The sequence below is a fragment of the Phycobacter sedimenti genome (assembly GCF_038148855.1).
In the GTDB taxonomy this organism is placed as follows: Bacteria; Pseudomonadota; Alphaproteobacteria; order Rhodobacterales; family Rhodobacteraceae; genus Phycobacter; species Phycobacter sedimenti.
This window is the reverse complement of the sequence record NZ_JBBVGR010000015.1, coordinates 1-24,497: the sequence shown is the minus strand read 5'-3', so window position 1 is coordinate 24,497 and position 24,497 is coordinate 1. Positions and strand designations below refer to the sequence as shown.

Here is a 24,497-nt window from a genome sequence, read left to right as displayed (position 1 = left end):
CGGCGTAGCACCGGGCTTTTTTGTTTGTGGGGGGGGGGGGGCGCGCGGGGGGGTTCCCCACCCCCCCCCGCGCCCGGGGGGGGGGGGGGGGGGGGGGGGGGGGGGGGGGGGGGGGGCCGCCCCCCCCCCCCCCCCCCCCCCCCCCCCCCCCCCCCCCCCCCGCCAAGGGGATCTGGCGCAGGCCAGATCACCTGCGGGGGCGGGAGTGCATGCCTGCACATGTCTTTATCGCATCAAGGACTTGGGCAAAATTTCAACCAAAGCCTCTGACAGCGGTGTCTCCTTGAAATCCGGTAGCAGGTCCTGAAACAGGGTTCGGTCAAGGCTGTGGGCCGTATTCCAAAGATAGCGCATTTCCAGAAGGCCACGCCCCAAGGGCCAGAACGGACGTGCAAGCTGGAGAGGAAGCCAGGACATGGGCCTGAGCTCAACAGGCACGGCAAGGCAGGCGTTCACGGCAGCATGCAACTCGCGCCCACTTAGCGTGTATCCGGGAAAGGGAATATCCGCGAAGACCGGCAGGCGGTCTGCCTGATCTGCCAATGCCACCGCCGCCCGCGCCATGTCGGGAAGATAGGCCCAGGCGTGGGGAACATCAGGAACGCCGGGGTAGACAAACTTCCCCCTGGCCAGTTTTGCCGTCATCACCGCATCGAACCAGTTGCCTGATGCTTCGGTATCGACAAAGTCTCCGGCCCGCAGAAGGATCGTCCGCACAGCCGAAGCGCGATAGGCCTCCTCCATCGCAATCCGAATGCGGCCCAATGGATTTTGCGCCTCATGTGGCGAGTGCTCTGACCATGGTGTCGGGGTCTGAGCGCCAAAGACATAGACATTACCAGGAACGATCACGGTGGAGCCGCTCGCCCTCGCCGCCGTAATCACCTGCGCATGGAGCCGCGGCACCTGCTCGGCCCAATCCGGGTATGCCGGGTTCCAGCCCACAACGATGATATGCTTGCCCACCGCTGATCGCATCAGATCGTCTTTTTTGCGGTCAAAGGCCGTGACGTGATCGCCTGCGGCACGAAACGCGTGGGATGCAGCGCGGCCGAACCGGCCTGTGGCACCAAGGATAAGCACATTGCGGGGCATGACCGGTTCCTTTCATCCTGAACGGCCCCAGAATAAGCAGGGGATTGCATCACTCATATTGCATGGATCTGCAGATCTGCCATTCATTTATGGATGGAGAACCCTGCATTGACCGACTGGACCCTGATCCAGAGTTTTCTGGCCGTCGCCGAAACCGGCTCGCTGTCGGCGGCCGCAAAACGGCTGCGGCGCAGTCAGCCCACCCTTGGGCGCCATATCCAGACGCTGGAACGCGAACTGGACCAGCGCCTGTTCCATCGCCACCCGCGCGGCCTGGCTCTGGCGCCACAGGGTGAAAGACTGCTGCCGCTGGCGCGAGAGATCAATGATCGCATGAATGCCATCAGCCTGTCAGCGGCCGGCCAGTCGCAGGACTTGACGGGAACGGTGCGGATCACCGCCAGCGTCTTTGCTGCGCATTACGTGCTGCCGCCCATCCTGGCCGAGATCCGCCGCACCCAGCCGGGGATCGAGCTGGAACTGGTGCCCAGCGATGCCTCCGAAAATCTGGTGTTTCGCGCCGCAGACATCGCAGTGCGCATGTATCGGCCGACGCAACTCGATGTCGTCACCCGCCATATCGCTGATCTGCCGCTCGGGATCTTTGCGGCCAAAAGCTACCTTGCGCAGCGCGGGCGCCCAAAGACGGCAGCGGAACTCTGGCAGCATGACCTGATCGGGTATGATGCAGACGATCTGATCCTAAAGACCATGGCCGCCATGGGGTTTCAGGCCGACCGGCACAGCTTTGCGGTTCGCTGCGACAACCAGTCGGCCTATTGGCAACTGCTGCGCGCGGGCTGCGGGATCGGTTTTTCGCAGCGCGGTCCGGCCCTGTCGGACCCCCAGATTGAGGAACTGGATCTGGACTTTGCGCTGCCCCCGCTGCCGGTCTGGCTGGCTGCCCATGGCGTCATGCGGCACACCCCGCGCATCCGAGCGGTCTGGGACGGGCTGGCGCAGGGCCTCGAACGGGCCGCAAAAGACGCGACGGCCCCTTAATAACAAAGGGCGCGTTATTGACGCTGGCCTTTGCGAAGAGTACCCCGTCTGCAGCTATTTCAAGGAGGAAGCGCATGTCCAACCCATCGATTCTGATTCTGCCCGGTGACGGCATCGGCCCCGAAGTCATGGCAGAGGTCCGCAAGGTCATCGGCTGGTACGGCGACAAGCGCGACATTCAGTTCGATGTGAGCGAGGATCTGGTCGGCGGCGCCGCCTATGACGCCCATGGAACGCCCCTGCATGACGACACCATGGCCAAGGCGCAAGAGGTCGACGCCGTGCTTCTGGGCGCCGTGGGTGGCCCCAAGTATGACGTGCTGGATTTCTCGGTCAAACCGGAACGCGGCCTGCTGCGCCTGCGCAAGGAGATGGACCTTTACGCCAACCTGCGCCCGGCGCAGTGCTTTGACGCGCTGGCGGATTTCTCGTCGCTGAAGAAAGACGTGGTTGCCGGCCTCGACATCATGATCGTACGCGAGCTGACCTCGGGCATATACTTTGGCGAGCCCCGCGGCATCATCGAAGAAGGCAACGAGCGCGTCGGCATCAACACCCAGCGCTACACCGAGAGCGAGATCGACCGCGTTGCCCGCTCGGCCTTCGAGCTGGCCATGCGCCGGAACAAGAAGCTGTGCTCGATGGAAAAGGCCAACGTCATGGAGTCGGGCATCCTGTGGCGCGAAGTCGTCACCGAAGTGGCCAAGGACTACCCCGAGGTCGAGCTGTCCCACATGTATGCTGACGCAGGCGCCATGCAGCTGTGCCGCTGGCCCAAGCAGTTCGACGTGATCGTGACCGACAATCTCTTTGGCGACCTGCTGTCCGATGCTGCAGCCATGCTGACCGGCTCTCTTGGCATGCTGCCTTCGGCGAGCCTTGGCAAGCCTATGGCCAATGGCCGCCCCAAGGCTCTGTACGAACCCGTGCACGGCTCGGCCCCCGACATTGCCGGCCAGGGCAAGGCGAACCCGATTGCCTGTATCCTCAGCTTTGCCATGGCGCTGCGCTATTCCTTCGACATGGGTGCCGAGGCAGACCGCCTCGAAGCCGCTGTCGAAAAGGTTCTGGCAGATGGCGTGCGCACGGCCGACCTTTTGGGCGAAGAAGGCGTTGATCCCGTCTCCACCAGCGAAATGGGCGATGCCGTCGTCGCCGCGCTTGACGCAAGCCTCTAAGGCGTCTCGACAGGTTCGGCTGCGGCAGCAGGTTTTGCCGCAGCCAACGCGTCGCGCACGACATGCCCATAGTGCGCGATCCGCTCTGCATGATGCAGGCTGCGCTGGAGCCACCGCATCGCATCCGTATGGGCAAATACCTCGGACAATTTGTACATCCCTGCATGCTCACCCAGCATCAGCGCCCGCCGGTGGCGTCTGGTGCGCCGCTCCACCAGCGCCGCAAGCCGTTGGAGGCGAGCGGCGGCCTGATCCAGATCTGCACTTTCATCCGCGATAGATGCCAGGGCCATGGCAAATGCCTGTGCCGGGCGGCGCAGTAGAGGATCGTCCAAAAGGTCCGAGATTTGGCTTGTCTGTTTGCACCGCTCCATCAGGCGCAACAGGTGATCCGTCTCATGCAAAAGGGCGCCATAGGCGGTTTCCTGGTCCTCTCTCCCCTCTGGCAGGCGGATATCGGCAAGGAACTCCGTCAACTGCGGCAGAGCTTCCCGCAGAGGCCCCAGCGCCGCCAAAGGCCGATAGTCAGGAGGCGCGATCAAGGCCGCGGACAGGGCCTCGGTCATACGCTGAAAAGTGCTGGTCGCTGCAGCCGCTGCTGCCATGATGGCAAGCCCCGAATCCTGCACGAGGGCACGGTCCAGATCGATCGCAGGCGCTGCGGGATGGTCCGGCACCAATCGGGCGATGAGCGCGGCAAAGGCCCCGGTCACCGGCAGGAACAACGCGGTCCCCAGAATGTTGAACCCCATATGAAACAGAAGAACCGTCGTCACTGCGCCAACGGTCGCCTCCAGATCAGACAGCAATGCTGCGCCCAGGAAAAGGATCGCGAAAGCCACGCAGGAGGTCACGACGTTGAACATCAGATTCGCAAGGGCGGTCTGACGCATCGGTCGCGAACCGCCCAAGGCCGCCAGGATGGCGGTGAAGGTGGTGCCGACGTTCATACCGATCACGATTGCCAGCGCCTGCAACATGGTCAGCGCCTCGCCCTGCACCATCACAAGGGCCAGGGCCATGGCCGCAGAAGAAGACTGCATGATGATCGTGATCCCGGCGCCAAGGCCGACCAGCAGCACCATCCCCCAAAGTGTCTGGGCAGGCAGCATCTCGGGCGTGATCAGGCCCGTGACATCCGACATGCCCGATTGCATCAGGTCCAAGCCGATCAACAACAGGCACAGGCCGGACATCACGCGTCCCGTTCGGGCGACGACCCCGCGTCCCAAAAGGTCGGCAAGGCCAGAGACAAGCAGGCCCGCCATCGCCAGGCTGCCAAGCTTCAGCTTGAACCCAAGGATGGACACGAGCCAGCCGGTCGCCGTGGTGCCGATATTGGCTCCGTAGATCACGCCAAGCGCCTGCGGCATGGTCAAAAGCCCCGCTCCCACGAATCCGACCGTCATAACGGTTGTGGCGCTGGAGGACTGGATCACGGCGGTCGTGAGGGTTCCGGTCGCCACACCTTTCAACGGGGTGGTGGTGAAGCGGGTCAGAATGGCACGAAGATTTGAACCTGCCGCATCGCGCAGGGCCGTCGTCATGATCTTCATGCCCACAAGGAACATGCCGATCCCGCCCAAAACCGAAAGATAGTCTGCTGTCATCGCAACGCCGTTTTTCCCTCAGGATGGCTTTGCACGGAGGCAGGGGCAAGCGTTTCTATTTGGCGGTTAGCGTAAAAACCCTGACAAATGCGCTTGCAAAAGCAGCCCGCCGGGTATAACCCCGCGCCACGGTCGGAGTGTAGCTCAGCCTGGTAGAGCACTGTCTTCGGGAGGCAGGGGCCGGAGGTTCGAATCCTCTCACTCCGACCAATTAAAAAAGGCGCCCAAGGGCGCCTTTTTTAATTCCGGCACAGGCTGTTTCTGGAGCCGGCCCCGGCTACAGCCTTTCCCACCAAAGATTGAGTGTCCGCGTACCTGCTCTTGGACCAGAGAACGAAGCCTTTACTCAGAAACAACGTTCATCCTCATTACCTGCCTCATGCAAAGATCGCCGTCCGGATGACAAGTGACATAGTATGACCCGTCTTTGTTGGCATCGAAGATCCGAATACCAGGGTCAGAGATACACGAGACATCCAGAGGATGATCAGCGTAAGGGTTGAGGAAGAGGCGGAGACCATCTGTCAAACTTTCATGATATTCGCTTTTTTTTGCCGCTACCCGGATTGAGGTCGTGTTGTCTTTGATCCGGATGGCTTGAAACACTGAGGCATCATCTCCTTCGCCCAATGCCCTTGCCTTTCCCCATGTGGCCGTGGAGGAATAGGCGACGGCGCTTATGTGGGAGAACTCTGCATCATTGAACAATCCCAGCGGGACTGATGCTCCATTCGTTTTTTTGACGTCACCCCGCGCAGCTACGTCATAGAGAAGCCACTGCATTGCGACGTCCCCCAGCATAAAAAAGTCCTCGGTCCCGAAATTGGCAATCGCAATCACGAAAGATTTTCCCTTCACATGCTCAAGCCTTTGGTACCTGTCGAGGTACTTTCGAGATTTTGAATGGAAGGCGTTTGAAGCCCGTACAACTGCGTTAGTTTGGGAGCGCAGAACATCCAAGTCAGTCACCGCCCCAACAGTCTTTTCCCATTCTGGAACGCCATCAGCCGCATGGCTGGCAATTGTAGCTTCTATGGCAACAGGCACATCTTTCACCACGAAGTCCGGAGCATGGTGATTTCCTTCGACTTCCAAATGCAGAGACTTCAAAACCGCAAACAGATACAGCTCCCAAAACGACGAGTTAAAAGTTGTTTGAAATTCCTGAGCAAATTTTCCATCTCGATCTTCAAATCCGGCACTCCAAGATTGAATCACTGCACGAACATCGTCGCTATCGTCTTCAAGGAGTTTCTTGAAATTCGGATGTAATTTTTCTTCGGAGACCAATGCTGAGAACAAATCTATTGGCATTCAACAACCACCATTCAATGTTGTTTTTTTGACGTGAAATCAAAATGTTCGATTTTTTTCTGCTTATCAAGCCCCCCCTTCGGCACCAGAAGGAATGGCGAACGCTTGACAGAGTTTCCGGGTTTGGACTGATGGATCCTAAAGGAGAATGCTCGCCATGACGCCCTTGAGCGCAATAACCACGCTACACGCGCTACCACTCCAACATCTTGTAAACATTCCCAGGCAGAAGGGTATCTATGCCCTGGCTGACCATGAGCATTGCTTCCGGTATATCGGAAGCACAGAAAATAAGGACTTCCGCGACCGCATCCAGAATCGTCATACCACGGGGACAGAGACACACAGTCACAAGTTCTCTTGGGCCTACAACACGGGACGCATGTATCGTGGCCCCAAGAGCTCAGACTTCGAGGAAATGGCCGACCGACATGCCGCCAAACAACTCCGAAACGCCTTCATCCGGAAACACTGCCGCGCTGCTTGGATGCCACTTCCCGGCACGCGAGCCGAGATTGAAGCTCTTGAGCACGCTATGATCGACATCGCACCGCTGGAGAGGGTTCTATGGAACCGAGAGCGCATCCACGCCCCCCCCCTCCGCCGGAGCCAGAAGCTCTGGTGAATGAACTGATCATAGAACTTCAGCTTGACCGGAACACACTCAACCGCCTCGAACGTCAGGCGGAACGATACCGTGACGCGCAGGTAGCCAACAGCTAACAGCCTCCGGTCTTCGCTTACATTCCAGATCGGAACAATTCCTTTAGCGAGGCGGCTGATCAGCCGCCTCATGCCATCACTTCCGCCCCCCTTTGTTCACCGCCTCAATCACATCTTCTTGGTGATCAGGGTGGTGGTGGATGTAGACCTCATTCATGGTATCCCAAGATACCCCGAAGAACCCACAGGATTTCTGAGGATCGGCGCCGGCCTGCATCGCCCAGGTGATTGCAGTATGCCTGAGAGAATGGGGCGTGACATGTTTTTCCGCGAAACCCGTCTTCACCTCAATTTCCTCGCGGCCTTTCTTCCGCGCCTCATTGTTCGCTTCAATCAGAGCTTTCTCTTCCTCCAAGGCGGTTCGCAGCAAAGTACTCCAACTCGTCTTGATGCTTCCGACTTGAGCGCCCTCGAATTCGACCACACTATGGTTGCTGATTTTTTCCCAGCGTTTCAGGTGCCCGAGCAGCTTTCGAGGAATGCGAATGTTGGGCGCTCGTTTCCTCGTTACTTGGGCATTTTCGGCTTTGCGGTAGAGAATTCCGTTTTTCGTGTCGATCCATCCTCCTTTGCTGTGCTTCTTGAACTTGAGGCGCAGGATCACGGTTTTTCGTGAGCCGGTATACAGAGCCACCAAGATGAAACGAGCCAGATGCCTCGTCTCCTTACGCCGACGGGCAATTCTGATCAGAGCTGCCGCTTCGCTCCGAGTGATCCATACCTCTTTTGGTGCTGGCTTGGGGGGCAGCACAATGATTGGTGAAGCCGTCGTCAACCCATCTTCCTTTGCGAGATTGATGGCTGCACGAAGTGCACCCAACTCCCGGCGGATCGTGCCGTCACCGACTGGGATGCACTTGAGCCCAAGTTGAACATCATGCCCGTTTCGCCGGTATGCAGTATACTTCTTGCAGGAGGTTTTATTCACATCTGAAAGCGACTTGCCTGCCCAGAACGGAACCAGGGCCGAAATCGCGTATCCGATCCGTTCTGGATCTGCCGTTTCAGGTGCCTGATTTTCTGCATAGTGGATCAGGGCATCACTGACTTCGAATTCGTCGCCTGAAGCAGCAGGCGCCGAACGCTCCTTCTCGTTCAGGTATTGCCGGAGATACTCTTCAGCTTCTTTGCGGCATCCTGTGCGCGTTGACTCTTCGTATTTTCCATCTCGAATGACAAAGACCGCTTTGCGGCCACCACGGGCTTTCCTTTCGTAGAGACGGGCGGGTTTGGCTTTACGCGGCATGCTTTATACAGCTCCTTGAGGCTGTCGCGCTCGATACGTTTGTGTGTCCCCATCTGGACCAGCAGACCATGATCGAAGGCAGCCTCTTCCAAAGCAGCCGCCGGCATATTGGCAATTTCCGACGCCTGTTTGAAAGTGAGTAAGTCCTGCATCATGTGTTTTCCCTGCTCGCATCGAACGCGATTTGTTGCGGTTGAACGCGGGGGGATTTCGCCCCGCGAACAGGAAAAGGGGTCGTTTCGATTTTGGGAAATCGGGGTTTGTTTGGTTTGATAGTCGCCAGACTTTTTGCGTTCGCCCGGCGCCAAGCACTCAGACCCGGACGACATTGATACCTCAGACCGAGGTCAACAGTCTTTCGGTCTCGCGGATCGCTGCAATCTTGTCATCCAGCGCTCGTTTGGCATTGCGGAATTGGCGCCATCGCCAAGCCACATTGATCAGGTCCATAGCTTTCAGGTCGAAGATGTGTTCAGTCTCAAGGTCGCTTTCGAGGGCGCGGTCACCGAGGCCGTCACGATACTGATTTGTGAAACGGCGGATTTGGTCTCCCAAAAGGTTGATGCGCTCTTCATCCATCTCTTGAAAGTCATGGCGCTCACCCAGGCTGCGCAATAGCGCGAGCACGAGAGGCTTGGTGGTACCCTGCGGCACAAGGCCGACTTCATGCCACTCCTGTGACAGAAGGCGGCCTTGAGTGATCACCATCAGCACCAGTTCATGCGTTTCGCGTTCCGTTTGTTCATCCACGGTCGATCCTCCAGTGGGTGAGACCGCCCCATGCGGCCTCTCAAGACGCCAGCGGAGGAGGAATCCACTGGCGGGTGCGCTCAGGCGGTGCGGGGGATGTCCAGCCGACCGTCGAGCCGCAGAAGGACATCCTGGAAGGATTCTGCGAGCAGGCAGAGGTCTTCGACATATGGAGCTGCAGGGTCGAGATCCGCGAAATACGACGATTCCGGTCGATCGAGATCATGAACGTGCTCGAGCGAAAGCAGCTCATGCAGGCGCACCAGACCTTGTTGCAGGCGACGGCTAAGCACTGGGACGCTGCAGACATCATCAATGAGCGCGCTGGTCGCTTTCAGGGCAGGTGTGCCACCGAGCAGGAGCGATGCGTTCTGGAGGGCCTCGGAATGAAACCGCAGGAAATCCTGCAGCTCGCTGTGAGCGGGGGAAATCAGGTCGAACATGGAGGTGTTCTCCTCTGTTACCGGGCGCGGGATTGCGCGCGGCTTCAAGACCCGGCTGGGCATTCGAGCTATCCCGGACCGGCCTCGCATGACCGGCCCGGGCACCCACACTCTCGAAACGAGGAACCGTATTGATACGGTCCCTGAGGAGCTTGCGTTTCCGGTCGCGCCCTCGACCCAAAGGGTGCGATCGGAAATGCAGGATCCACCAGGGTATGCCCGGCCGTCCTGGAAGCCCTCGGAAATTCCTCCGGACACGTCTGTGCCGGCGCTGTTGCCGCGTGGCTGTCCGCCGTAGGGTCCATGTCTTGATTGCCATTGGTGTGCGCCGTTGGGGAGGTGGGTGGGGGCTCTTTTCTTCCCCTGTTGCGCCCAGGGTCGCTGGCTATGCCCCTGAAGCGGGCACGGACCTGTCCGGCATCAAGCCGCCTCCAGAACAGGGAGCATTCCGGCACGTTTCAGCTCATAATACTTGGTTCTCCCGATGCCGAGCTTTTCCCAGGGCCTTTTACGGGAGGCGTTGTTCTTTGCCTCGTATTCTTCGCGGGACATGGCGCCATTATTGACCCGGCGCTGCCGTGCCGCTTCCGCCTTGCGGCGCCTTCTTTCCGAAGCCGGGATGACTTGCTGAAGGCCGAGACTGCGCGCCATTTCCGGCGTGATGCCAAGGCTATCGGCGATTGTGGCACCCTTGTAATGATATCGGCCGTCATTCCAGACGGAAGTTGTCCTGACCAGTCTGGCCTTTTCCATGGCTTGCCTGGCGATCGCATCAACTTCTCCTGGTTCCAGACCCGGTGTCGCGTCTTGAGCAATCCTCAGAACCTCACCCTCGATGTCTGCAACCCCGGGAAGGTGGGTGAGACAAGTCGCGTAGAAATGGAGCCAGGTGTTCCGCAGGCCGGTCGGGATCACGCTGCCATGGGCGCCCCGAAACACTTCCAGATCATCGAGGATCAACCTGAAACGTTCCGCCTGGGTCAGTCCCCGGGGCATCCCGGCACCCGCGCGGGTGTTTTCCGGTTTCTTCTGTTTCTTTCGCTCCTGCAGTTCCGCGCGGGTCGGTCGACCACAAGCGCTGTAGATCTGATCCGCCAAAGCATCGAAACAGTACCGCTCTCCAGAGCCGCCGGTGACCCGGACAACCTTGCTCGATTTTTCGTTGACTGTGCCCGGAATGCGGAACACCCGAGAGGCATCTTTGCAGGCTTTGTCCGCCCCGAAATCGTTTGCGAGTTCGATCAAGGCTCCAATCGCGCCTCGCCAACGCGGGAGCGCCGAAACCGGTGTTTCCTCGATCAGCCAGATGGCCGCGATGCCGCGACCGGTCTGCAGGAAGATCGACGGCTGCGGCATGCCAGAGATCAGCAGATGTGCAGAGAATGCGCTCTGTACTTCCGACGGAGGCTTTCCTCGCCAGTGCGGCATCTGGAAATAATCGAGGTCGACATAGAGGGCGTTGAGCGCGGCCAGGTGCCTGCCTTGCCGCCCCTTCCAGAAGCGGTTGAGGGTGAGAAAGCTGGTTCGGTCGACGAACTGCGGCATCAGCATGATGAGAGCATTTTTATCCTTGGAATGGGTTTCCACATCGTTTTGCCCCAGCTTGCACATCACTGCCGCCCGGCCCCGGGAGTTTTCGGGGTGCAACAGGCGGAAGTATTCCTCGGCAGAGAGGTCGGAAATCTGGTCGAGCGGGGCGAATTCGCTGGGATCTGAATGCTTCATCCCAGGGAATTACGTCCCGTGCCAACATCACGAAAAAAATCGGCTTGAATTGGTTTTCAGGCTGAAATCAGGGCCAGCCACGAGCGCAGTAGAATGTTTGTCAGCGACATTCAGACAAACTTATCTGACTTACTTACAAACAAACTTTCAGACCTTACAAACATACAAACTGACTTACCAACCAACTGGCATTCCTTACTTTTCAACGCCGGACGAAAAAAAGTTTGAAAGTTTGATTTTCCGTTTTCGGGAACGGACCCAGGTCCCTCCTGCAGTCACAAACAAAGGAGTATGACATGCCTCGCACCCCCCTCAATTCCGATAAAGAGATCATCGAAACTGGTGGAACCCTGGCGACCAAACTCGGCCGGGAGGTCACCGCCACGGACATCCACAAAGCCTTTGGCGGCAAGGGCAACTACGCCCGGATTCGCAGGGTCTGGGAAGACCACCTTGCAACGAGGGACGAAGAACAGCCCCAGGACACCCCGCTGCCGGACGACACACATGAACAGATCAGCAAAGCTGTGACTGCACTTGAAGCGAGTGTGGAGACCATCGTTCGGGGGCAGATCGCTCGGATGACAGAGCAGAATGTCCGGCAATTCGCCCTCCGCGAACGCGACTTTGTCATGCTGGAAGCCGAACATGCGAAGAAGGTTCAGGCGCTGGAAGAAGAGGTCGCATATTTGACCGATTGTCTGGACCAACTTGAAGCCGAGAAAGAGGTCACAGATGCCGATGCCCCCGACGACGCATCCGTACAACCTGAGGCTTCAGAACCGGCTCCGGCTGCCGTGGCGTTGGCGGAGGCTCGTAGGTCTCCAAATCGACCGAAGAAGAAGCCCACTCCGGCTCCGCGCAAGGCGTCTCGACCTGCTGCCCCAAAGCCCAAGCAATCGCCTCGACCAGAGCAGAGTCCGTCTTGAGACTGTCGAACTGGGTCGCTTCTGACAGCGTAGCCTCTGCATCTGCGGCCGTCTGAACATCTTGAAGCCGACGCCTTTCAGCGTCGGCTTTCTTCTTTCTGGCCTCTTCCCGATCTCGGGCGAGTTGCTCAGCCACCTGACGGTCTTTCTCGCGCTCGAGCGCCCGCAATTCCAGCCATGACGCCCAGAGGTTCTCGTTGTTCTCCCGGATTTCCGCCCGGCGCCGCCCGGCTTTGCTGGTGTCGTCACCGTCTTCCGCAAGACGGCGTGACCTCGCAGCCCGGCGCGGACCAAGGTGGTCCTGTGAGACAAGGCCCGCCGGAGCATCTCCCGCCCGAGCCATATCCTTGTAGGATCGCAAATCGACCCGTGCCGATGAACCAATCCGTTTCAATGCCGCATTGGTCCGTTTCTCCCACTCCCGGCGAATTCGAAGAATTTCCTGCGGGCCGGTTTTTTTGTCATCGAGGATTCTTGTCTTCGTTCCGAACTCGCCGGTCTCTGGGCAAACCTCACGGGTTGTCATCATGACATGCGCATGAAAATTCAGGTTGGTCCGCTTGCTGTCGAAGAGAGCGGCTTCATAAATCTCCGGGTTCTTTCGGAAGAACCGCCTCGCCCGTGCTTTCCTTTCAAGGCGTGGATTCTTGAAGCGAGGGGCATGAATATTCGCCTGGACCGCCACGCCGTACTGGTCTCGAAGCCAGAGAGAAAACCCTCGGACGAGCCTTACCTGGTCGGCCAGCGGTAGCTCGGCCGGCAAGGAAGGGCGAAGTTCCCGGATGACGCGGGCATCACGCCGGTTTTCGGCCTGTTCTGCGGCGTTCCAGAGTTCATCTGGCCGTCCGCTCCAATTTATCAGTTCGTGTGACAGAAGCCCGCCCTTGGCCCTGCCGGAGAACCGCTTGCCGAGGCGTGTGTCCCGGTAGGTGGCACGCGCCGTGTAGGCAGCGGATTTGACGGCGGATCGGTTGTCAGCGCGAGAATGGACAACGACTTCAAGTCGGGAGGCTGGATGTATCATGGATGGGATGTCGGGCCCAAACCCGGCATCCGCTCCCCAGCCCCGCCGGCGAGGCGCGCAGGCAAACCCCGGGTTTGCGTAACTGCGCGCATCGCCTTTTCAAGGCGCGCGAGGGCCGCCCTCAGGACGGCTGGGTGAAACCCCTTTCAATCCACTGGAGCAGAAGCGAGATCAGGGAGCCATTTCCTGTTCGACCACCATCGATACGGGAGAACGAAATGGCCAATATCGAGACGCAAATTGCACAAGCCCGCCAGCGCCTCAAGGACCTCCAGACACAGGCGAGAAAGCTGAAGCGCAAAGATGATACGCGCCGTAAGGTGCTCTACGGGATAGCCTCTCTGGCCCTGCTCGAGGGCCTGCCTGAGGAGAAACGTCAAAACACACTTGAACGCCTGCACAAAAAGATCACGAAGAAGTCGGACCGGGATTTTCTGGGGCTCCAGCCCCTCAACCCAGATGAGAGAAACGAACCCTCAGGTGAGTAGTTGGGAAATTCGATCCATTCTCAGTTGAAAGCGTGTAAAGACGAAGGTTATCCTCTCCAAAAAGTCTTTAGAAATTTGGAGGGTGAGTGGTGCAGAGCCAAATTGATCGGTTCGAAAAGAATATTCGGAAACGACTGCATAATTTTGACGGCCCGCAGGAAGCAGCTGAAGACCTCCGCTCGGAGTATGAAGAAAATGGTTTCAACTTGGATCCCGACATGCTCGCGGATCTTGCGGAAGCCGTTGCTCGGCTGGTGGCCGAAGAGAAGCCAGTCAAATATTTACGCCGAAACTCGATCATCTCTGAGAGGACAGATTGGTACAGCGGACCGAGCAATAGTGACCGACATTGGCCAGCACTGAGCAACTACCTTGAATTCACCAAGAAATGGGACAGTGATACGGTCAAATCTATTGATGAAACATCAACTGAAATAGTTTCCTATCTGGGTGATCCTTCACAGACGAAGTTTTCTTGCCGCGGGCTTGTTGTAGGTTTTGTACAGTCTGGGAAGACGGCCAACATGACGGCGGTCATCGCAAAAGCGGTTGATGCCGGATACAATCTCATCATTATCCTCGGAGGCGTCACCAACAAATTGAGGGCACAGACGCAGCGACGCCTGGAGAAAGATGTTGTGGCTCGACACCGCATTTTTTGGGAAGCGTTGACGACTCCCGAAGATGATGGTGATTTCTCTCTGCCAACCAACCGAGCCTTCACGATGCCCACGGATGATGGCGCACAGTTTATCGTCATGAAGAAGGAAGGCAGTCGTCTCCGCGCACTACGCAAGACCATCGACAAAACGCCACAAGTGGTCAAAGACAAACTAAAAGTCCTGATCATTGATGATGAATGTGACCAAGCATCAGTCAACTCGGCCAAAGGCGAGTACGACATGACAAAGATCAATGAGGCCATCAGGGAGGTCTTGGCCCGGTTCCAGGCCGTCTCGTACGTGGGCTACACCGCTACCCCCTTTGCCAATGTGTTCATTGATCCATATCCCAACAACCCTGCAGACTTGGATGATTTGTATCCGAAAGACTTCATCACGAGCTTGCCGAGGCCCAATGGGTATTTCGGAACAAGCGACGTTTTCGGCACGTCAGACGCAGATTCCAGCGAGAAGGATATGGTTCGCATTCTGGTCCAAGGCGAAGAGGATCGACTTCGCCCAACCAGCATGAAAGAGAAGGAAAGTTTTCGTCCTGAATTGACCGAAAACCTGAAGAATGCGGTTCTCTGGTTCCTCGCCACCTGCGCAATCAGACGCCTTCGCGGTCACGAAGGCCACCATATGAGCATGCTGGTTCATTCGTCTCAGTTCGTAATTCAACATCGCTACATGGCGGAACTGCTGCAGAGCTGGCTTGATGCCGAGGCTTCGGACCTGATTGCTGGAAATGGAGCAGTGGCAGACTGTTTCGACGAACTGGTCGAATATGAGCGGACCAGAACTTTCAGGGCCAATCATGACTGCATTCCGGAAACTCTTCAGGAAATTCGCTCAGAGCTTCAGAATGTTCTCGACAGGCTTGAGTTCGCGGTCGAAAACGGCGAAAGCGACATGCGTCTTGATTATGAGAACGGTCCCAAGACATACATCGCAATTGGTGGAACAGTTCTGGCCAGAGGTCTCACGCTCGAAGGCTTGGCCGTTTCCTTCTTCTTACGCACTTCCAAGCAGTATGACACGTTGCTGCAGATGGGGAGATGGTTTGGATATCGCCCCGGATACGATGACCTGCCACGCCTCTGGACGACAGACGATCTTGTTTCGAAGTTCCGTTCACTGGCCACGATCGAGGAAGAAATTCGGGACGACATCGCCAATTACCAGGAGCACAATCTGACCCCGGTGGATTTTGCAGTTCGAGTCCGCGCAATTCCCGGCATGGCGATCACATCTGCCAGCAAGATGAAACACGCTTTACGAACGAGCATGAGCTATGAAGGCGAACACGTTCAAACGATCCGGTTCGATCACAAGACCGCGGATGTTGTTCAGGGAAACTGGCGGGCAGCGGCCGAGCTGATCAATACGGCTTCAGCGCAAGGGAAGCGCAACATGGACAAAGATTACCTGTTCCATAATGTGCCAATTGAAGCCGTGCGCCGCTTTCTTCGTGAAACCCATATTTCAGAACACCACATGACTTTGAAGAAGCAGCACCTTTTGGATTACTTGGACAAGATGGAACCCACGCTCACCAGCTGGAATGTCGCGGTCCTGAACCCAAATACAAAGACGACGTCCTCAAAGGATCTGGGGCCGCTGGGGCCGGTAAGCACATTCCGACGTTCCCGCCTCAAAGATGGCCCTAATAGCTACGCTGATATCAAGGCATTGATGTCAAAGAGGGACATTCTGATAGATGTCGAAGGCTCGGCCGCAGCCTCTGCTGGAAAACCGGATTCTTGGAATGCATACAAAGGTCTGCGTCCAGCGATCCCACTTCTTCTGGTCTATCCCATTGATGCTTCTTCTCCACATAAAGAGGGGTCAAAAACGCGCGTTCCACTTGACGCAACTGACGACTTGATCGGTTTCGGCATCGTCTTCCCCGGTCTGAAAGATCGGTCAGGGGGCTACTTCCAAGTGGATCTCGATGCTCCCTCACAAGATCAACTTGAAGAGGAAGTTGATGCCGTTGCGGAAGTTGAAGGTGCCTGAAATGCCGGAAAATCCGACGAAGCAGTGGAAGCGCCTCGAGCAGCATGGGTATGGTGATGGTAGGCTGGAAGTGCCCAATATTGAAACTGAGGTGGATGCCGGTCACGGCAAAGCTCTGTGGGCGCTTGGAGCTGACGGAGAGCCCAGGCTATTGATACCCATTGGCAACCGCATTGTTAAACGGGATCTCGGTGAAAGCCGGAATTTGCGTGTGGGTGTTTCCAACTACGTCTTGGATGGGCGAAGCATGTGTTTTATCGATCTGATGGTTCTCGATAAGCGGTTGTCAGGTGTATTTGCAGATTTGGCGACGGAGACCTTGGCGCGTGTGGCAAATGGAGAGTCGGCTGAAAAGGCAGTCTCTGGAACTATCTCGGACTTTCGTCAACTTCTCGAACGGCCATCCTCTATTGAGGTCGAACTTTCAACCCTCGTCGGATTACTTGGGGAGCTTTTGGTGCTTGAGAGGCTTTCCGAACGGTCTTCCGAAGCAGTGAGTACTTGGATGGGCCCTTGGGAACAGAGGCATGATTTCAGAAGAGGGTCCCATGCCATAGAAGTTAAAACTTCAATTCGGGCCGATGCACACGCTGTGACAATCCATGGAGAGGAGCAACTCGAAGCGCCGGCCGGAGGTGGCATGATGCTCGTACACATGAGGCTCGAGCGCACTGAGGGTGGAAGCGAAACCATCGAAAAAGTGGTGGAACGGATAACAGAGAGTGGTGTGGACGCCGAACGCCTCAACGAGGGTCTCGAGAACATCGGCTGCTCGGATGTAAAAGACCCGGCTTGGAATTCGGTCGCATTCAATGTTGAAAAACTTGATATCTACCGAGTCCGAGAGACCTTTCCACGAATTACAAGCGCATCATTTCCTGACGGCTCTCTACCGGACGGAGTGTCTGGTCTGACGTACGAAATCGATCTTGGAGCGGCTACGGCCTACCGTCTGCTGGAATCAGATCACGAAACTGTCTTTCGGAGATTTATGGAATGACGAAGCTTGCGCTTTTCAGCGAGCCATTTGCGCCATCAGGGAACATTGCTGCAGAAGGCTTCAAGAAGCTCTTGGGGCGCCCAGCTATCGGTTTGTTGCCCATGGTAATCCGCGAGGCAGTCCAAAATAGTATGGATGCATCCCTCGAAGGGATGGGCCCGGAAATTCTGCTGCGTACGAGGGTGTTGTCTGAAACGGAATACTCAACTCTCCTTTCGAAGGTTTTTCAGGACAGGCCGAATGACCCTGAAACAGCAAACATCCTGAGGACCAACCTTGATGATGGTCCGGTACGAGTGTTCGAGATCTGCGACTTCCACACGACAGGCCTGGCCGGTCCGACACGGGCAGATGCTCCAACCGATGGGCCTGAAGACTTGGATTTTGTGAATTTCATGCGCAACGTTGGTGCCGCCCGGGACACCCATCAAGGCGGTGGCACCTATGGGTACGGCAAGACATCCCTATACGCTTTGAGTGCATGTAGCACGATCGTTGTGGATAGCCAGACAACCTATGGCGGCTCGCCCGTGCGGCGCGTTATGGCATGTCACTTGGGCGCAGCATTCAATGGTGACACAGAAAAAGGAAAGAGGCGCTTTACGGGTCGCCACTGGTGGGGCGTTCAAGACGGAGCTCAGGGGGTGGATCCTGTTGAGGGGCCGGAGGCCGATGAGTTGGCCGCCGACTTAGGGTTGCCGCAGCGCAATTCATTTCGAACCGGCACGACCATCATGATTCTTGCGCCACATTTTGGAGAAAGCACTGATGTGGCCGGTGATCTTCTGGAGTCCGTTCTCTGGAACTTCTGGCCTCGAATGACCCAAGATACAGCGCCGGATCGCAAACTCACGGTCAATTTGACAGTGGATGGGGAAACGGTGCACGTCCCCCCCCCCGGAGGAATTCCCACCACTTGATCTGTTCGCGGATGCCTTGAAGAAAGCCCGCTCAGGCGAAGGTGTGAATGAGATAAAAAGTCAACGCCCTGCCAGGTTCCTGGGCAATCTGTCCATTCGCAAGGGCCTGAAAGCTGACCGCCATCCGGTGGCTCTGAGAAGTGGCACATCTATTCCCCAACAAGCTTCGCATATCGCACTCATGCGACCAGTGGAACTTGTCGTCAAATACCTGGAAGGCGATCCCTATCCGGACAAGCGCTTCGAGTGGGCTGGTGTTTTCATTTGTTCCGACGAGGACGAGGTGGAACGTGCGTTCGCCGAGGCTGAACCGCCAGCGCACGACGATTGGATCCCAGACATGCTCCCATCGGGGTATGGCAAGAGATATGTGAATGTCGCCCTGAAACATCTGAAAGAGGCTGCAAAAACCCATGCGAATCCAGTTGTGAATGGGGCAGGCCGGGGAGATCGAGGCCCATCGCTGGCCAAGACCGCAGGATTGATGGGACGGCTTCTTGACAAGTCCTCTTCAAAAGGGCCTGGCCGCTCGACCAGTACTCGGACAGGGGGAGGAACACGCAAAAAACGCGCCATTTCATCTCCTCGGTTCGTGGGTCTCCAGCTGGATGAACACCTTGGCAAGGTAGCAGTTTTCGAAGCCGACCTTACGAATGACGGTGGTGCCCCAGATTTGGTCGTCGTGGCAGAACCACACTTGGTCATGGATGGAGGGGCAACGGATACTGCGGGAATACCTGTTGATTTCGAAGGCAAGATCTCACTTCTTGCCCTTGGCGACAATGAAGTTGAAGGCGGTCGTCTTCGTGTCGGCGCCGAAGACGGCAAGTTGATTTGTTCAATACAGATGCCCGATGAAGCAGCTGTTGGGGTGCGTTTCCAGTTGGAAGAAACGGGGGCGGCAACATGAACAAACGCATCGCTTTCCCTTTTTTGACACTTTCGGATCGCGCCGTTGGATTTCAGGGATGGATGGTAGGTGATCCAGGTGAGCCATTGCAGCCGACGCCTGATATTTTGGAAGCATGGGACTACGAGCGTGATCTGGAAATTCGGACGCGCTTCGAGATCGACCTTGACGCAGTCGAAACCGAGTTGGGTATTCCAAGGAAACAACTCGGTTTGGCTATCGCCTTGAATGTAGGTACCGGAGCCGGAAGTTTGCCAAGGCGACTGATGCGCGCAGCAGTTGAATTGGTGGATGAGGATGGAAAGGCCGAAGTCTCGGCAACACTCTATGGCGCCAGGCTTTCCGGACGATTGCGCCTCGAATGCAGTATTCTATTGGAGAAGGTACCGGAAACTCCTGCTTCGCCTTTGGCGCCCACTGAGCTTGGTGCCCGACTGTGGAACACACGGAAGGATGTCCTTCTGGAAGATGGCGGAGACTCACGGTTCCCAATTGAGATGCTGTCTTTCTCGTCTGCCTTCTCAGGGCAACCGCAGCAGGATGCCCCTTGGTTCGTGAATTGGAGGCCCGGCCAGTTGGAGGCTGATTTTGGTGGCTCAGTTCGGGTCTACGTCAATTCCGATGACGAGACCCTTGCAGCCAGATTTGCAGACGGGGATCCCCTTTCTCTTCAAGCCATCCTTGGAGATGTCATGTCCCAGATGGTTGAGAGCGTTTTGGACGATACGGAAACAGGCGACCTCCTTGATACTTGCCCGGAAGGTTCGGTCGGACAGCAAGTTCGTAACTGGCTTGATTTCGCATTCCCCGGACAAACGGTTACTTCGGTCAGAACTTTGAAAGAGGTTGCTCCAGGTCGGTTTCGTGCCGCAATACTTGCGGCCGCGAGATTGGGAGAAGAAACATGACGCGTGTTAGCCTCCTACCTCGTCTGAACGCGCTCGGGATGAGCAACTTCCTGAGCCATGTCAAAGGAAACGCCCGTACTTCGAAGGCAGCCATTGAAATGCTGCAAGAGAATGCGTCCATGATCTCATTTGCGGCCAGCGGTGGCACTCAAGATTTCAATGCTGCTGGAAGAATTTCTAACTTGGTCAAGGAAGTCGCTGCCAAACATGGCTTCCCTGAAGCCGTGGGCCAGAAAGCCAAAGCTGCCTTTGATGTGGATTGCGCCGTTGCGCTTGCCCAATGCCCGGAACTGGCGACTGGAGAGGCTCTGCGCAACGATACGTGGGCTTTCCTTTCTGGAGTAATGCTGCCGGATGTCGTGGAGTGGCGCTTTCCAGGTGCAAAAGCAGAGAGATACGAAGGCGGTGTACGAAATACACTGCAACGCCTTTGGATGCGAGGAGTCGTTCTGGATCGAGGATCAGGGGCCGAAGACCGTTGGGGTTTACTCGCTGCTCTAACTGAAGACGCAATGGTCCAGATATTCGAGCGCCCATCGATCAGTGCCGATGCATCGCTGACGCGCGCCATCGCAGAAGGTTGGGTGGCAACATCCAAGAAAATTGGCAGTTCGGCAATGGAAGATGTGATGCGACGGGCAACCAAACTATTGCGCATCCACAATGAGATCATTGATCTTGGCTTCCTACCAAATGAAGAGCTCAAAACAGAAGTGACGAAGGCATTCTCACGGGTGTCAGGCGTACCGGAAGCTGAATTGGCAGCAATCTACTACAGCCAAGATCAGGTCACGCCCGAGCCAGCAGATCTCGTATGACACATCCGATCTGAAAGGCGAGAAATGGAGGTACCGCGTTTCCAACCTGGTGGTATTGGGCAGTTCTTCCCCCATGGAAGAAGTAGTTGTCAGGGAACGTCTGAAGCCTCGCAGCCTCTCGGACAGTCAAGGATCGACACTGTGTCGGGTCGGGATGAATGAAGTAATGTCCATCCTTTGAAATGTGACTCGTCACCGTGGTCGAGGGGCGACTGCCTACCTGAGTCCGGAAACGGTCAGCAAAATGCCCTGTTTTCCGGTTCTTGTGATCAGGTTGCAGAAATTCAGGGAACTCTGACAATTTCGGAGCCTTCTGGTGCTCCTCTGCGAAGATGGAAGAGAACAGGTATCGTCCGAGATCGCCGGGGATATGCCCCCTGGTTTCATGATGAAGGACGGCCTCCAACTTTTCGTCCAATAGCCAATCTTCCAGATCCTTCGGAAGTCCGTGACTGTCTGAGTAGCTTCGCGACTGTCGCTTCGATGGAAGCTCACTGCTCGTGGCAATCTTTCGAGCACGTTTTCGAAGCTCTTCAGGCAAATCCTCCGCTTCCGAAATCGCGTTTGCCTGATCTCGAACCGTTTCTGTCCAAGCTTCCAATTGGTCACCACGGCTCAGTCCACTCCGCACTTGTGGGATTCCGGAGAGCGCCTCTTTGACGGTCGCCCGCAGTTCTCTGCGCACAAGGAGAGGCTCCTCTCCGAAGTCCAACTTTACAGCGACATCTTTCCGCACGCCAACCACGATCACCCTGTGCCGAGCTTGTGGCACACCGTGATCTTCTGCGCGGAGAATGAAGTCTCGCGCTGGAGGATGCCCCAACCCGAGATGCGGCGGAGCAGCCAACGGAATCAGGGTGTATCCTTGTCCGGCCCCGGCGAGATCATCCAGCACTCGGTGGAAAATTCCGCCGCCATCCACTTTGCTCGACAGCATACCCTTGACGTTCTCCATCACGAAGGCAGCCGGTTCGAGGCGCTCCAGGATGTTCACGTATTCCTTGTAGAGATAATGCCGATGGTCGTTCTCAAGGACATAGTCTTCCTTGCCCTTGTTTCGCGATCTGCCAGCCAGTGAATAGGCTTGGCAGGGCGGTCCGCCGATGAGGATGGTATTTCCTTGGAAGTCTGCGCGAACCTTGTCGAGTACCCCTGCAATCTCCTCGAAAACACCGGGCTCACCCAGAACCAATTGTCGAACTTCCTGTTCTGCGTGTCTCCATTCTTCCGGATAGAGTTTTGACCAGTTGGGAAATTCCACACCCTCATTCAGTGCCGCATAGTACTCCTCTGGAAACTCATCGCCAAAGCGGCGCAGGAAGGAGCGCAGACGCAGAGTCTGCACGGCGTTGGTCTCCATTTCCACAGACAGGTGGATTTTCATGCTGACGTCTCCATTACGGCCAGCCTGAGTAAACCCCTCACCAAGCCCTCCCGGCCCCGCAAACAGGTCGATTATTGCGAATTCACTGCTCATCTACGTCCCTTCATTGTATTATTCTTTTATCTTCAAGAGCATGATGTGCGCCAGGGCAAACCTGCCGCCACGAGAATGGGATTACATGGCAGACATAGTCACACCTGAAGTGCGCTCCAGGATGATGTCGCGCATTCGCGGTCGAAATACCAGGCCGGAGGTAGCTCTGCGGAAAGCCCTTCACCGCAGAGGATTTCGATTTCGGCTGAATGCCAAAAAGCTGCCTGGTTCGCCGGACATCGTGCTGCCGAGGTGGAAAACAGTCCTGTTTGTCCATGGTTGCTACTGGCACCGCCACCCGGGGTGCCGGAAAGCCACAACTCCTTCCAGCAACGCCGAATTCTGGGCAGAAAAATTCCGCCAGAATGTGGAAAGAGATGCGCGCAACATCCGCGACCTTCAGGAGGCCGGATGGCGGGTGGGTGTCATCTGGGAGTGCGCCATCGGGCGAGAGCCACCGTCCGATCTCGTTGAACACCTTGTCGAGTTCATCACCAGTGGGGATCCAGGCCAGATGGTTTTTGAGTGATCATGGTTTCGCCGCCAAAGGCCATTTATGGGGCGGCCCCGTAAATACTGCTCATTTCGGGGCGCTTCTTTGAAATCTCCTTGTGTTTCCTCCTTGTTTTCAAGGGATTTCCGCGCTGGCACTGTCTTCGGGAGGCAGGGGCCGGAGGTTCGAATCCTCTCACTCCGACCAAAATTTCGTCATCAGGATGAATAACATCAGTCGCGATCCCTGGCGCCCCGCCATGGGGTGCGGCATGGCGATTGCGGCTCGTGGACAGCATTTCGCAGCGGGTTTTTGTGCGGCGATACCTGCACCGGTACAGACACGTGCATCTGCTCACCGCACTTCGCGCCGGTGGCCCGCCTTGTTTCCGTGATGAGTTCCAGAGCCTCTCAGTCCTCATGCAATACACCAGTCCTGGCATGGCTGTTGCTGCACCCTTGGGACAATTCTGTCCGGGAAAGGGAAAGAGCCGTCACCAGCTGATGTGGCCAACAAAACCCAATGCCCGCTGGAGGTCGTGGAGGGACTGCTTTTGCCCTCAATGCCCGTGAACGAATTTCGGGAGGAAATCAGCCGCATTCCCGCCCTGGTCATCCCAGAATGACCCCAACAATCCCAAAGTGGCGGCCTTGGCCAAAGCTTCGACGTCGTTGTGTGCTCCGAGGGCCTTGCGGACACGGGCCATATGATTGTCAACCGTCTTGGGATTGTCGCGGTCAATCTCGTGCAAAATCTGCTTCACACGCATCCCCCTGGCCTTGAGGCGCAGGACACGCAAGTTCATGTCACTCAATCCGGTTTGGGAGACGATCTCGCTTGCCCAGTTGGAAGACAAGTGTAGGTGTTTCGCCAGCGATTCGATGATCGAACGGCAGTGACCATACCTTTTGTCATGCTTGTCGCCGTTACCTTCCGGATCGTAGAGCCCGATGACCCCTTTGCATCCATTTGCAGAAATCGGAACAATCACCCCGCATTTCACGTAGTCCTGCACGCCACGTATGACCTGTGCGTAGCGGGTCGGTAATTCGTTTTGCTGCAGAATTCTGTAAAACCGGGTTTGCAGGATCGGCTTCGAGGCGACCGCTGCCATCATCATGGCAAGGTCGTTGCGATGATAGCCTTCCTTCCGGTACGTTTCGCGCCACTCCGAGGACCAGCCTGTGCGTTTTGCGACAAAGTTGCTGTAGATGGCTTGGGGAGATCGTGTATCCAAAAAGATCCCGTAGTTGACGCCTCGGTATCCGAATTCACCCTCCATGAAGCTGGCAAAAAGGCGGTGCTTTCGATCGAGTGTCGGTTCCTCAATGATTTGCGTCATGATGTTCATGAGTTCGGACATGAATAGTTCCTGCTTACTCAACAGTGTGAATTGGTTCTGACGGTCGCAATGCATCTGCTAATCGATCGTGCGCACTGCTCACTTTTAGTTGGTCAGTCCAAGTCTTGGCAGTCTTGTCGTCGCCTGCATAAACTCGGAATTGCTTCTCGGATTGGGGAATTTTCCGCTATCGAACACCCCACCGATCGCTGCCGCGCGCGCACGGCGAGCGGGTTTGCGACAGCGCCGCTACGGATCACCGAATCCGCCAGAAAGGCAAAAGGCCTGTGTGAAAGTGCAGTTCCATGCATCAAGGTGAGAACGCGCTTGTGCGGTTTGCGTGGCACCGACGGGAAAGCCCAAACGCGGAAAGCGCCCTTTAGGGCGCTCTTACATTGATATGTTTTTGTGATTTTGGTTG

The 24,497-nt window shown here is 56.7% G+C and carries 21 protein-coding genes and 1 tRNA gene; 11 read left to right on the top strand and 11 right to left on the bottom strand.

The window, feature by feature from the left end:
* Nucleotides 1–225 precede the first annotated feature (225 nt).
* Nucleotides 226–1,095 (bottom strand): sugar nucleotide-binding protein, encoded by an 870-nt coding sequence (locus tag AADA15_RS19030; RefSeq protein ID WP_341643146.1) that lies wholly within the window; start codon nucleotides 1,093–1,095, stop codon nucleotides 226–228.
* Nucleotides 1,096–1,188: 93 nt separating this feature from the next.
* Here AADA15_RS19030 and AADA15_RS19025 point away from each other — a divergent pair, with 93 nt between their 5' ends.
* Nucleotides 1,189–2,097, top strand: a complete 909-nt coding sequence (locus AADA15_RS19025) for a LysR family transcriptional regulator (protein ID WP_341643145.1) — start codon at nucleotides 1,189–1,191, stop codon at nucleotides 2,095–2,097.
* 74 nt (nucleotides 2,098–2,171) lie between these two features.
* Complete coding sequence (leuB, locus tag AADA15_RS19020) at nucleotides 2,172–3,275, top strand: 3-isopropylmalate dehydrogenase (protein WP_341643144.1); 1,104 nt, start codon at nucleotides 2,172–2,174, stop codon at nucleotides 3,273–3,275.
* Here the strand turns inward: leuB and AADA15_RS19015 are convergent.
* Nucleotides 3,272–4,885 (bottom strand): Na/Pi cotransporter family protein, encoded by a 1,614-nt coding sequence (locus AADA15_RS19015; protein WP_341643143.1) that lies wholly within the window; start codon nucleotides 4,883–4,885, stop codon nucleotides 3,272–3,274. The genes leuB and AADA15_RS19015 overlap by 4 nt on opposite strands.
* A gap of 133 nt (nucleotides 4,886–5,018) precedes the next feature.
* On the opposite strand from AADA15_RS19015, the gene AADA15_RS19010 reads away from it, so the two are divergent.
* Nucleotides 5,019–5,095: transfer RNA gene (locus AADA15_RS19010), tRNA-Pro, on the top strand.
* A gap of 132 nt (nucleotides 5,096–5,227) precedes the next feature.
* Here the strand turns inward: AADA15_RS19010 and AADA15_RS19005 are convergent.
* From AADA15_RS19005 to AADA15_RS18975, 7 genes are all read right to left on the bottom strand, one after another.
* Nucleotides 5,228–6,199: a hypothetical protein gene (locus AADA15_RS19005; RefSeq protein WP_341643142.1), complete on the bottom strand. Its 972-nt coding sequence runs from the start codon at nucleotides 6,197–6,199 to the stop codon at nucleotides 5,228–5,230.
* 799 nt (nucleotides 6,200–6,998) lie between these two features.
* Nucleotides 6,999–8,168 carry a tyrosine-type recombinase/integrase gene (locus tag AADA15_RS19000; protein ID WP_341643141.1) on the bottom strand — a complete coding sequence of 390 codons (1,170 nt, stop codon included), beginning with the start codon at nucleotides 8,166–8,168 and terminating at the stop codon, nucleotides 6,999–7,001.
* A 336-nt stretch (nucleotides 8,169–8,504) separates the two neighbouring features.
* Entirely contained in the window at nucleotides 8,505–8,918 is a 414-nt protein-coding gene (locus AADA15_RS18995; RefSeq protein WP_341643140.1) for a hypothetical protein, read from the bottom strand.
* Nucleotides 8,919–8,998: 80 nt separating this feature from the next.
* Nucleotides 8,999–9,361 carry a hypothetical protein gene (locus AADA15_RS18990; protein ID WP_341643139.1) on the bottom strand — a complete coding sequence of 121 codons (363 nt, stop codon included), beginning with the start codon at nucleotides 9,359–9,361 and terminating at the stop codon, nucleotides 8,999–9,001.
* A gap of 420 nt (nucleotides 9,362–9,781) precedes the next feature.
* Nucleotides 9,782–10,972 carry a DNA-primase RepB domain-containing protein gene (locus tag AADA15_RS18985; protein ID WP_341643138.1) on the bottom strand — a complete coding sequence of 397 codons (1,191 nt, stop codon included), beginning with the start codon at nucleotides 10,970–10,972 and terminating at the stop codon, nucleotides 9,782–9,784.
* 389 nt (nucleotides 10,973–11,361) lie between these two features.
* The gene (locus AADA15_RS18980; protein WP_341643137.1) at nucleotides 11,362–11,796 is read right to left on the bottom strand and encodes a hypothetical protein; all 435 of its coding nucleotides are present in this window, start codon (nucleotides 11,794–11,796) and stop codon (nucleotides 11,362–11,364) included.
* Between the two features lie 19 nt (nucleotides 11,797–11,815).
* Entirely contained in the window at nucleotides 11,816–13,039 is a 1,224-nt protein-coding gene (locus AADA15_RS18975; RefSeq protein WP_341643136.1) for a MobA/MobL family protein, read from the bottom strand.
* A gap of 218 nt (nucleotides 13,040–13,257) precedes the next feature.
* Between AADA15_RS18975 and AADA15_RS18970 the strand changes: the two genes are divergently transcribed.
* The 7 genes from AADA15_RS18970 (at nucleotide 13,258) to AADA15_RS18940 (ending at nucleotide 20,764) form a co-directional block, all read left to right on the top strand.
* Complete coding sequence (locus AADA15_RS18970; RefSeq protein WP_341643135.1) at nucleotides 13,258–13,527, top strand: hypothetical protein; 270 nt, start codon at nucleotides 13,258–13,260, stop codon at nucleotides 13,525–13,527.
* Between the two features lie 89 nt (nucleotides 13,528–13,616).
* The gene (locus tag AADA15_RS18965) at nucleotides 13,617–16,208 is read left to right on the top strand and encodes a Z1 domain-containing protein (protein WP_341643134.1); all 2,592 of its coding nucleotides are present in this window, start codon (nucleotides 13,617–13,619) and stop codon (nucleotides 16,206–16,208) included.
* Nucleotides 16,180–17,208 carry a PD-(D/E)XK motif protein gene (locus AADA15_RS18960; protein WP_341643133.1) on the top strand — a complete coding sequence of 343 codons (1,029 nt, stop codon included), beginning with the start codon at nucleotides 16,180–16,182 and terminating at the stop codon, nucleotides 17,206–17,208. The genes AADA15_RS18965 and AADA15_RS18960 overlap by 29 nt, the downstream gene beginning before the upstream one ends.
* On the top strand, nucleotides 17,205–18,128 hold the full coding sequence (locus tag AADA15_RS18955; RefSeq protein WP_341643132.1) for a hypothetical protein: 924 nt from the start codon (nucleotides 17,205–17,207) through the stop codon (nucleotides 18,126–18,128). Before AADA15_RS18960 ends, AADA15_RS18955 begins: the two co-directional genes overlap by 4 nt.
* A 43-nt stretch (nucleotides 18,129–18,171) precedes the next feature.
* Nucleotides 18,172–19,038: a hypothetical protein gene (locus AADA15_RS18950; RefSeq protein ID WP_341643131.1), complete on the top strand. Its 867-nt coding sequence runs from the start codon at nucleotides 18,172–18,174 to the stop codon at nucleotides 19,036–19,038.
* The gene (locus AADA15_RS18945; RefSeq protein WP_341643130.1) at nucleotides 19,035–19,946 is read left to right on the top strand and encodes a hypothetical protein; all 912 of its coding nucleotides are present in this window, start codon (nucleotides 19,035–19,037) and stop codon (nucleotides 19,944–19,946) included. The genes AADA15_RS18950 and AADA15_RS18945 overlap by 4 nt, the downstream gene beginning before the upstream one ends.
* Nucleotides 19,943–20,764 carry a DUF6339 family protein gene (locus AADA15_RS18940; RefSeq protein WP_341643129.1) on the top strand — a complete coding sequence of 274 codons (822 nt, stop codon included), beginning with the start codon at nucleotides 19,943–19,945 and terminating at the stop codon, nucleotides 20,762–20,764. Before AADA15_RS18945 ends, AADA15_RS18940 begins: the two co-directional genes overlap by 4 nt.
* Here AADA15_RS18940 and AADA15_RS18935 read toward each other — a convergent pair.
* A complete protein-coding gene (locus AADA15_RS18935; RefSeq protein WP_341643128.1) occupies nucleotides 20,736–22,241 on the bottom strand; it encodes a DNA cytosine methyltransferase in 1,506 nt (501 codons plus the stop codon). The two genes, AADA15_RS18940 and AADA15_RS18935, sit on opposite strands and share 29 nt — an antisense overlap.
* An 85-nt stretch (nucleotides 22,242–22,326) precedes the next feature.
* Here AADA15_RS18935 and AADA15_RS18930 point away from each other — a divergent pair, with 85 nt between their 5' ends.
* Nucleotides 22,327–22,770, top strand: coding sequence for a very short patch repair endonuclease (locus AADA15_RS18930; RefSeq protein ID WP_341643127.1), 444 nt, complete (start codon nucleotides 22,327–22,329; stop codon nucleotides 22,768–22,770).
* A gap of 523 nt (nucleotides 22,771–23,293) precedes the next feature.
* Here the strand turns inward: AADA15_RS18930 and AADA15_RS18925 are convergent.
* Nucleotides 23,294–24,097: a helix-turn-helix transcriptional regulator gene (locus tag AADA15_RS18925; protein WP_341643126.1), complete on the bottom strand. Its 804-nt coding sequence runs from the start codon at nucleotides 24,095–24,097 to the stop codon at nucleotides 23,294–23,296.
* Nucleotides 24,098–24,497 lie beyond the last annotated feature (400 nt).

Coding starts and splice junctions, on each gene's coding strand:
- AADA15_RS19030 (WP_341643146.1), bottom strand. CDS start 1,095: ATGCCCCGCAATGTGCTTATCCTTGGTGCCACAGGCCGGTTCGGCCGC.
- AADA15_RS19025 (WP_341643145.1), top strand. CDS start 1,189: ATGGAGAACCCTGCATTGACCGACTGGACCCTGATCCAGAGTTTTCTG.
- leuB (WP_341643144.1), top strand. CDS start 2,172: ATGTCCAACCCATCGATTCTGATTCTGCCCGGTGACGGCATCGGCCCC.
- AADA15_RS19015 (WP_341643143.1), bottom strand. CDS start 4,885: ATGACAGCAGACTATCTTTCGGTTTTGGGCGGGATCGGCATGTTCCTT.
- AADA15_RS19005 (WP_341643142.1), bottom strand. CDS start 6,199: ATGCCAATAGATTTGTTCTCAGCATTGGTCTCCGAAGAAAAATTACAT.
- AADA15_RS19000 (WP_341643141.1), bottom strand. CDS start 8,168: ATGCCGCGTAAAGCCAAACCCGCCCGTCTCTACGAAAGGAAAGCCCGT.
- AADA15_RS18990 (WP_341643139.1), bottom strand. CDS start 9,361: ATGTTCGACCTGATTTCCCCCGCTCACAGCGAGCTGCAGGATTTCCTG.
- AADA15_RS18985 (WP_341643138.1), bottom strand. CDS start 10,972: ATGTGCAAGCTGGGGCAAAACGATGTGGAAACCCATTCCAAGGATAAA.
- AADA15_RS18975 (WP_341643136.1), bottom strand. CDS start 13,039: ATGATACATCCAGCCTCCCGACTTGAAGTCGTTGTCCATTCTCGCGCT.
- AADA15_RS18970 (WP_341643135.1), top strand. CDS start 13,258: ATGGCCAATATCGAGACGCAAATTGCACAAGCCCGCCAGCGCCTCAAG.
- AADA15_RS18960 (WP_341643133.1), top strand. CDS start 16,180: ATGCCGTTGCGGAAGTTGAAGGTGCCTGAAATGCCGGAAAATCCGACG.
- AADA15_RS18955 (WP_341643132.1), top strand. CDS start 17,205: ATGACGAAGCTTGCGCTTTTCAGCGAGCCATTTGCGCCATCAGGGAAC.
- AADA15_RS18945 (WP_341643130.1), top strand. CDS start 19,035: ATGAACAAACGCATCGCTTTCCCTTTTTTGACACTTTCGGATCGCGCC.
- AADA15_RS18940 (WP_341643129.1), top strand. CDS start 19,943: ATGACGCGTGTTAGCCTCCTACCTCGTCTGAACGCGCTCGGGATGAGC.
- AADA15_RS18935 (WP_341643128.1), bottom strand. CDS start 22,241: ATGAGCAGTGAATTCGCAATAATCGACCTGTTTGCGGGGCCGGGAGGG.
- AADA15_RS18930 (WP_341643127.1), top strand. CDS start 22,327: ATGGCAGACATAGTCACACCTGAAGTGCGCTCCAGGATGATGTCGCGC.
- AADA15_RS18925 (WP_341643126.1), bottom strand. CDS start 24,097: ATGTCCGAACTCATGAACATCATGACGCAAATCATTGAGGAACCGACA.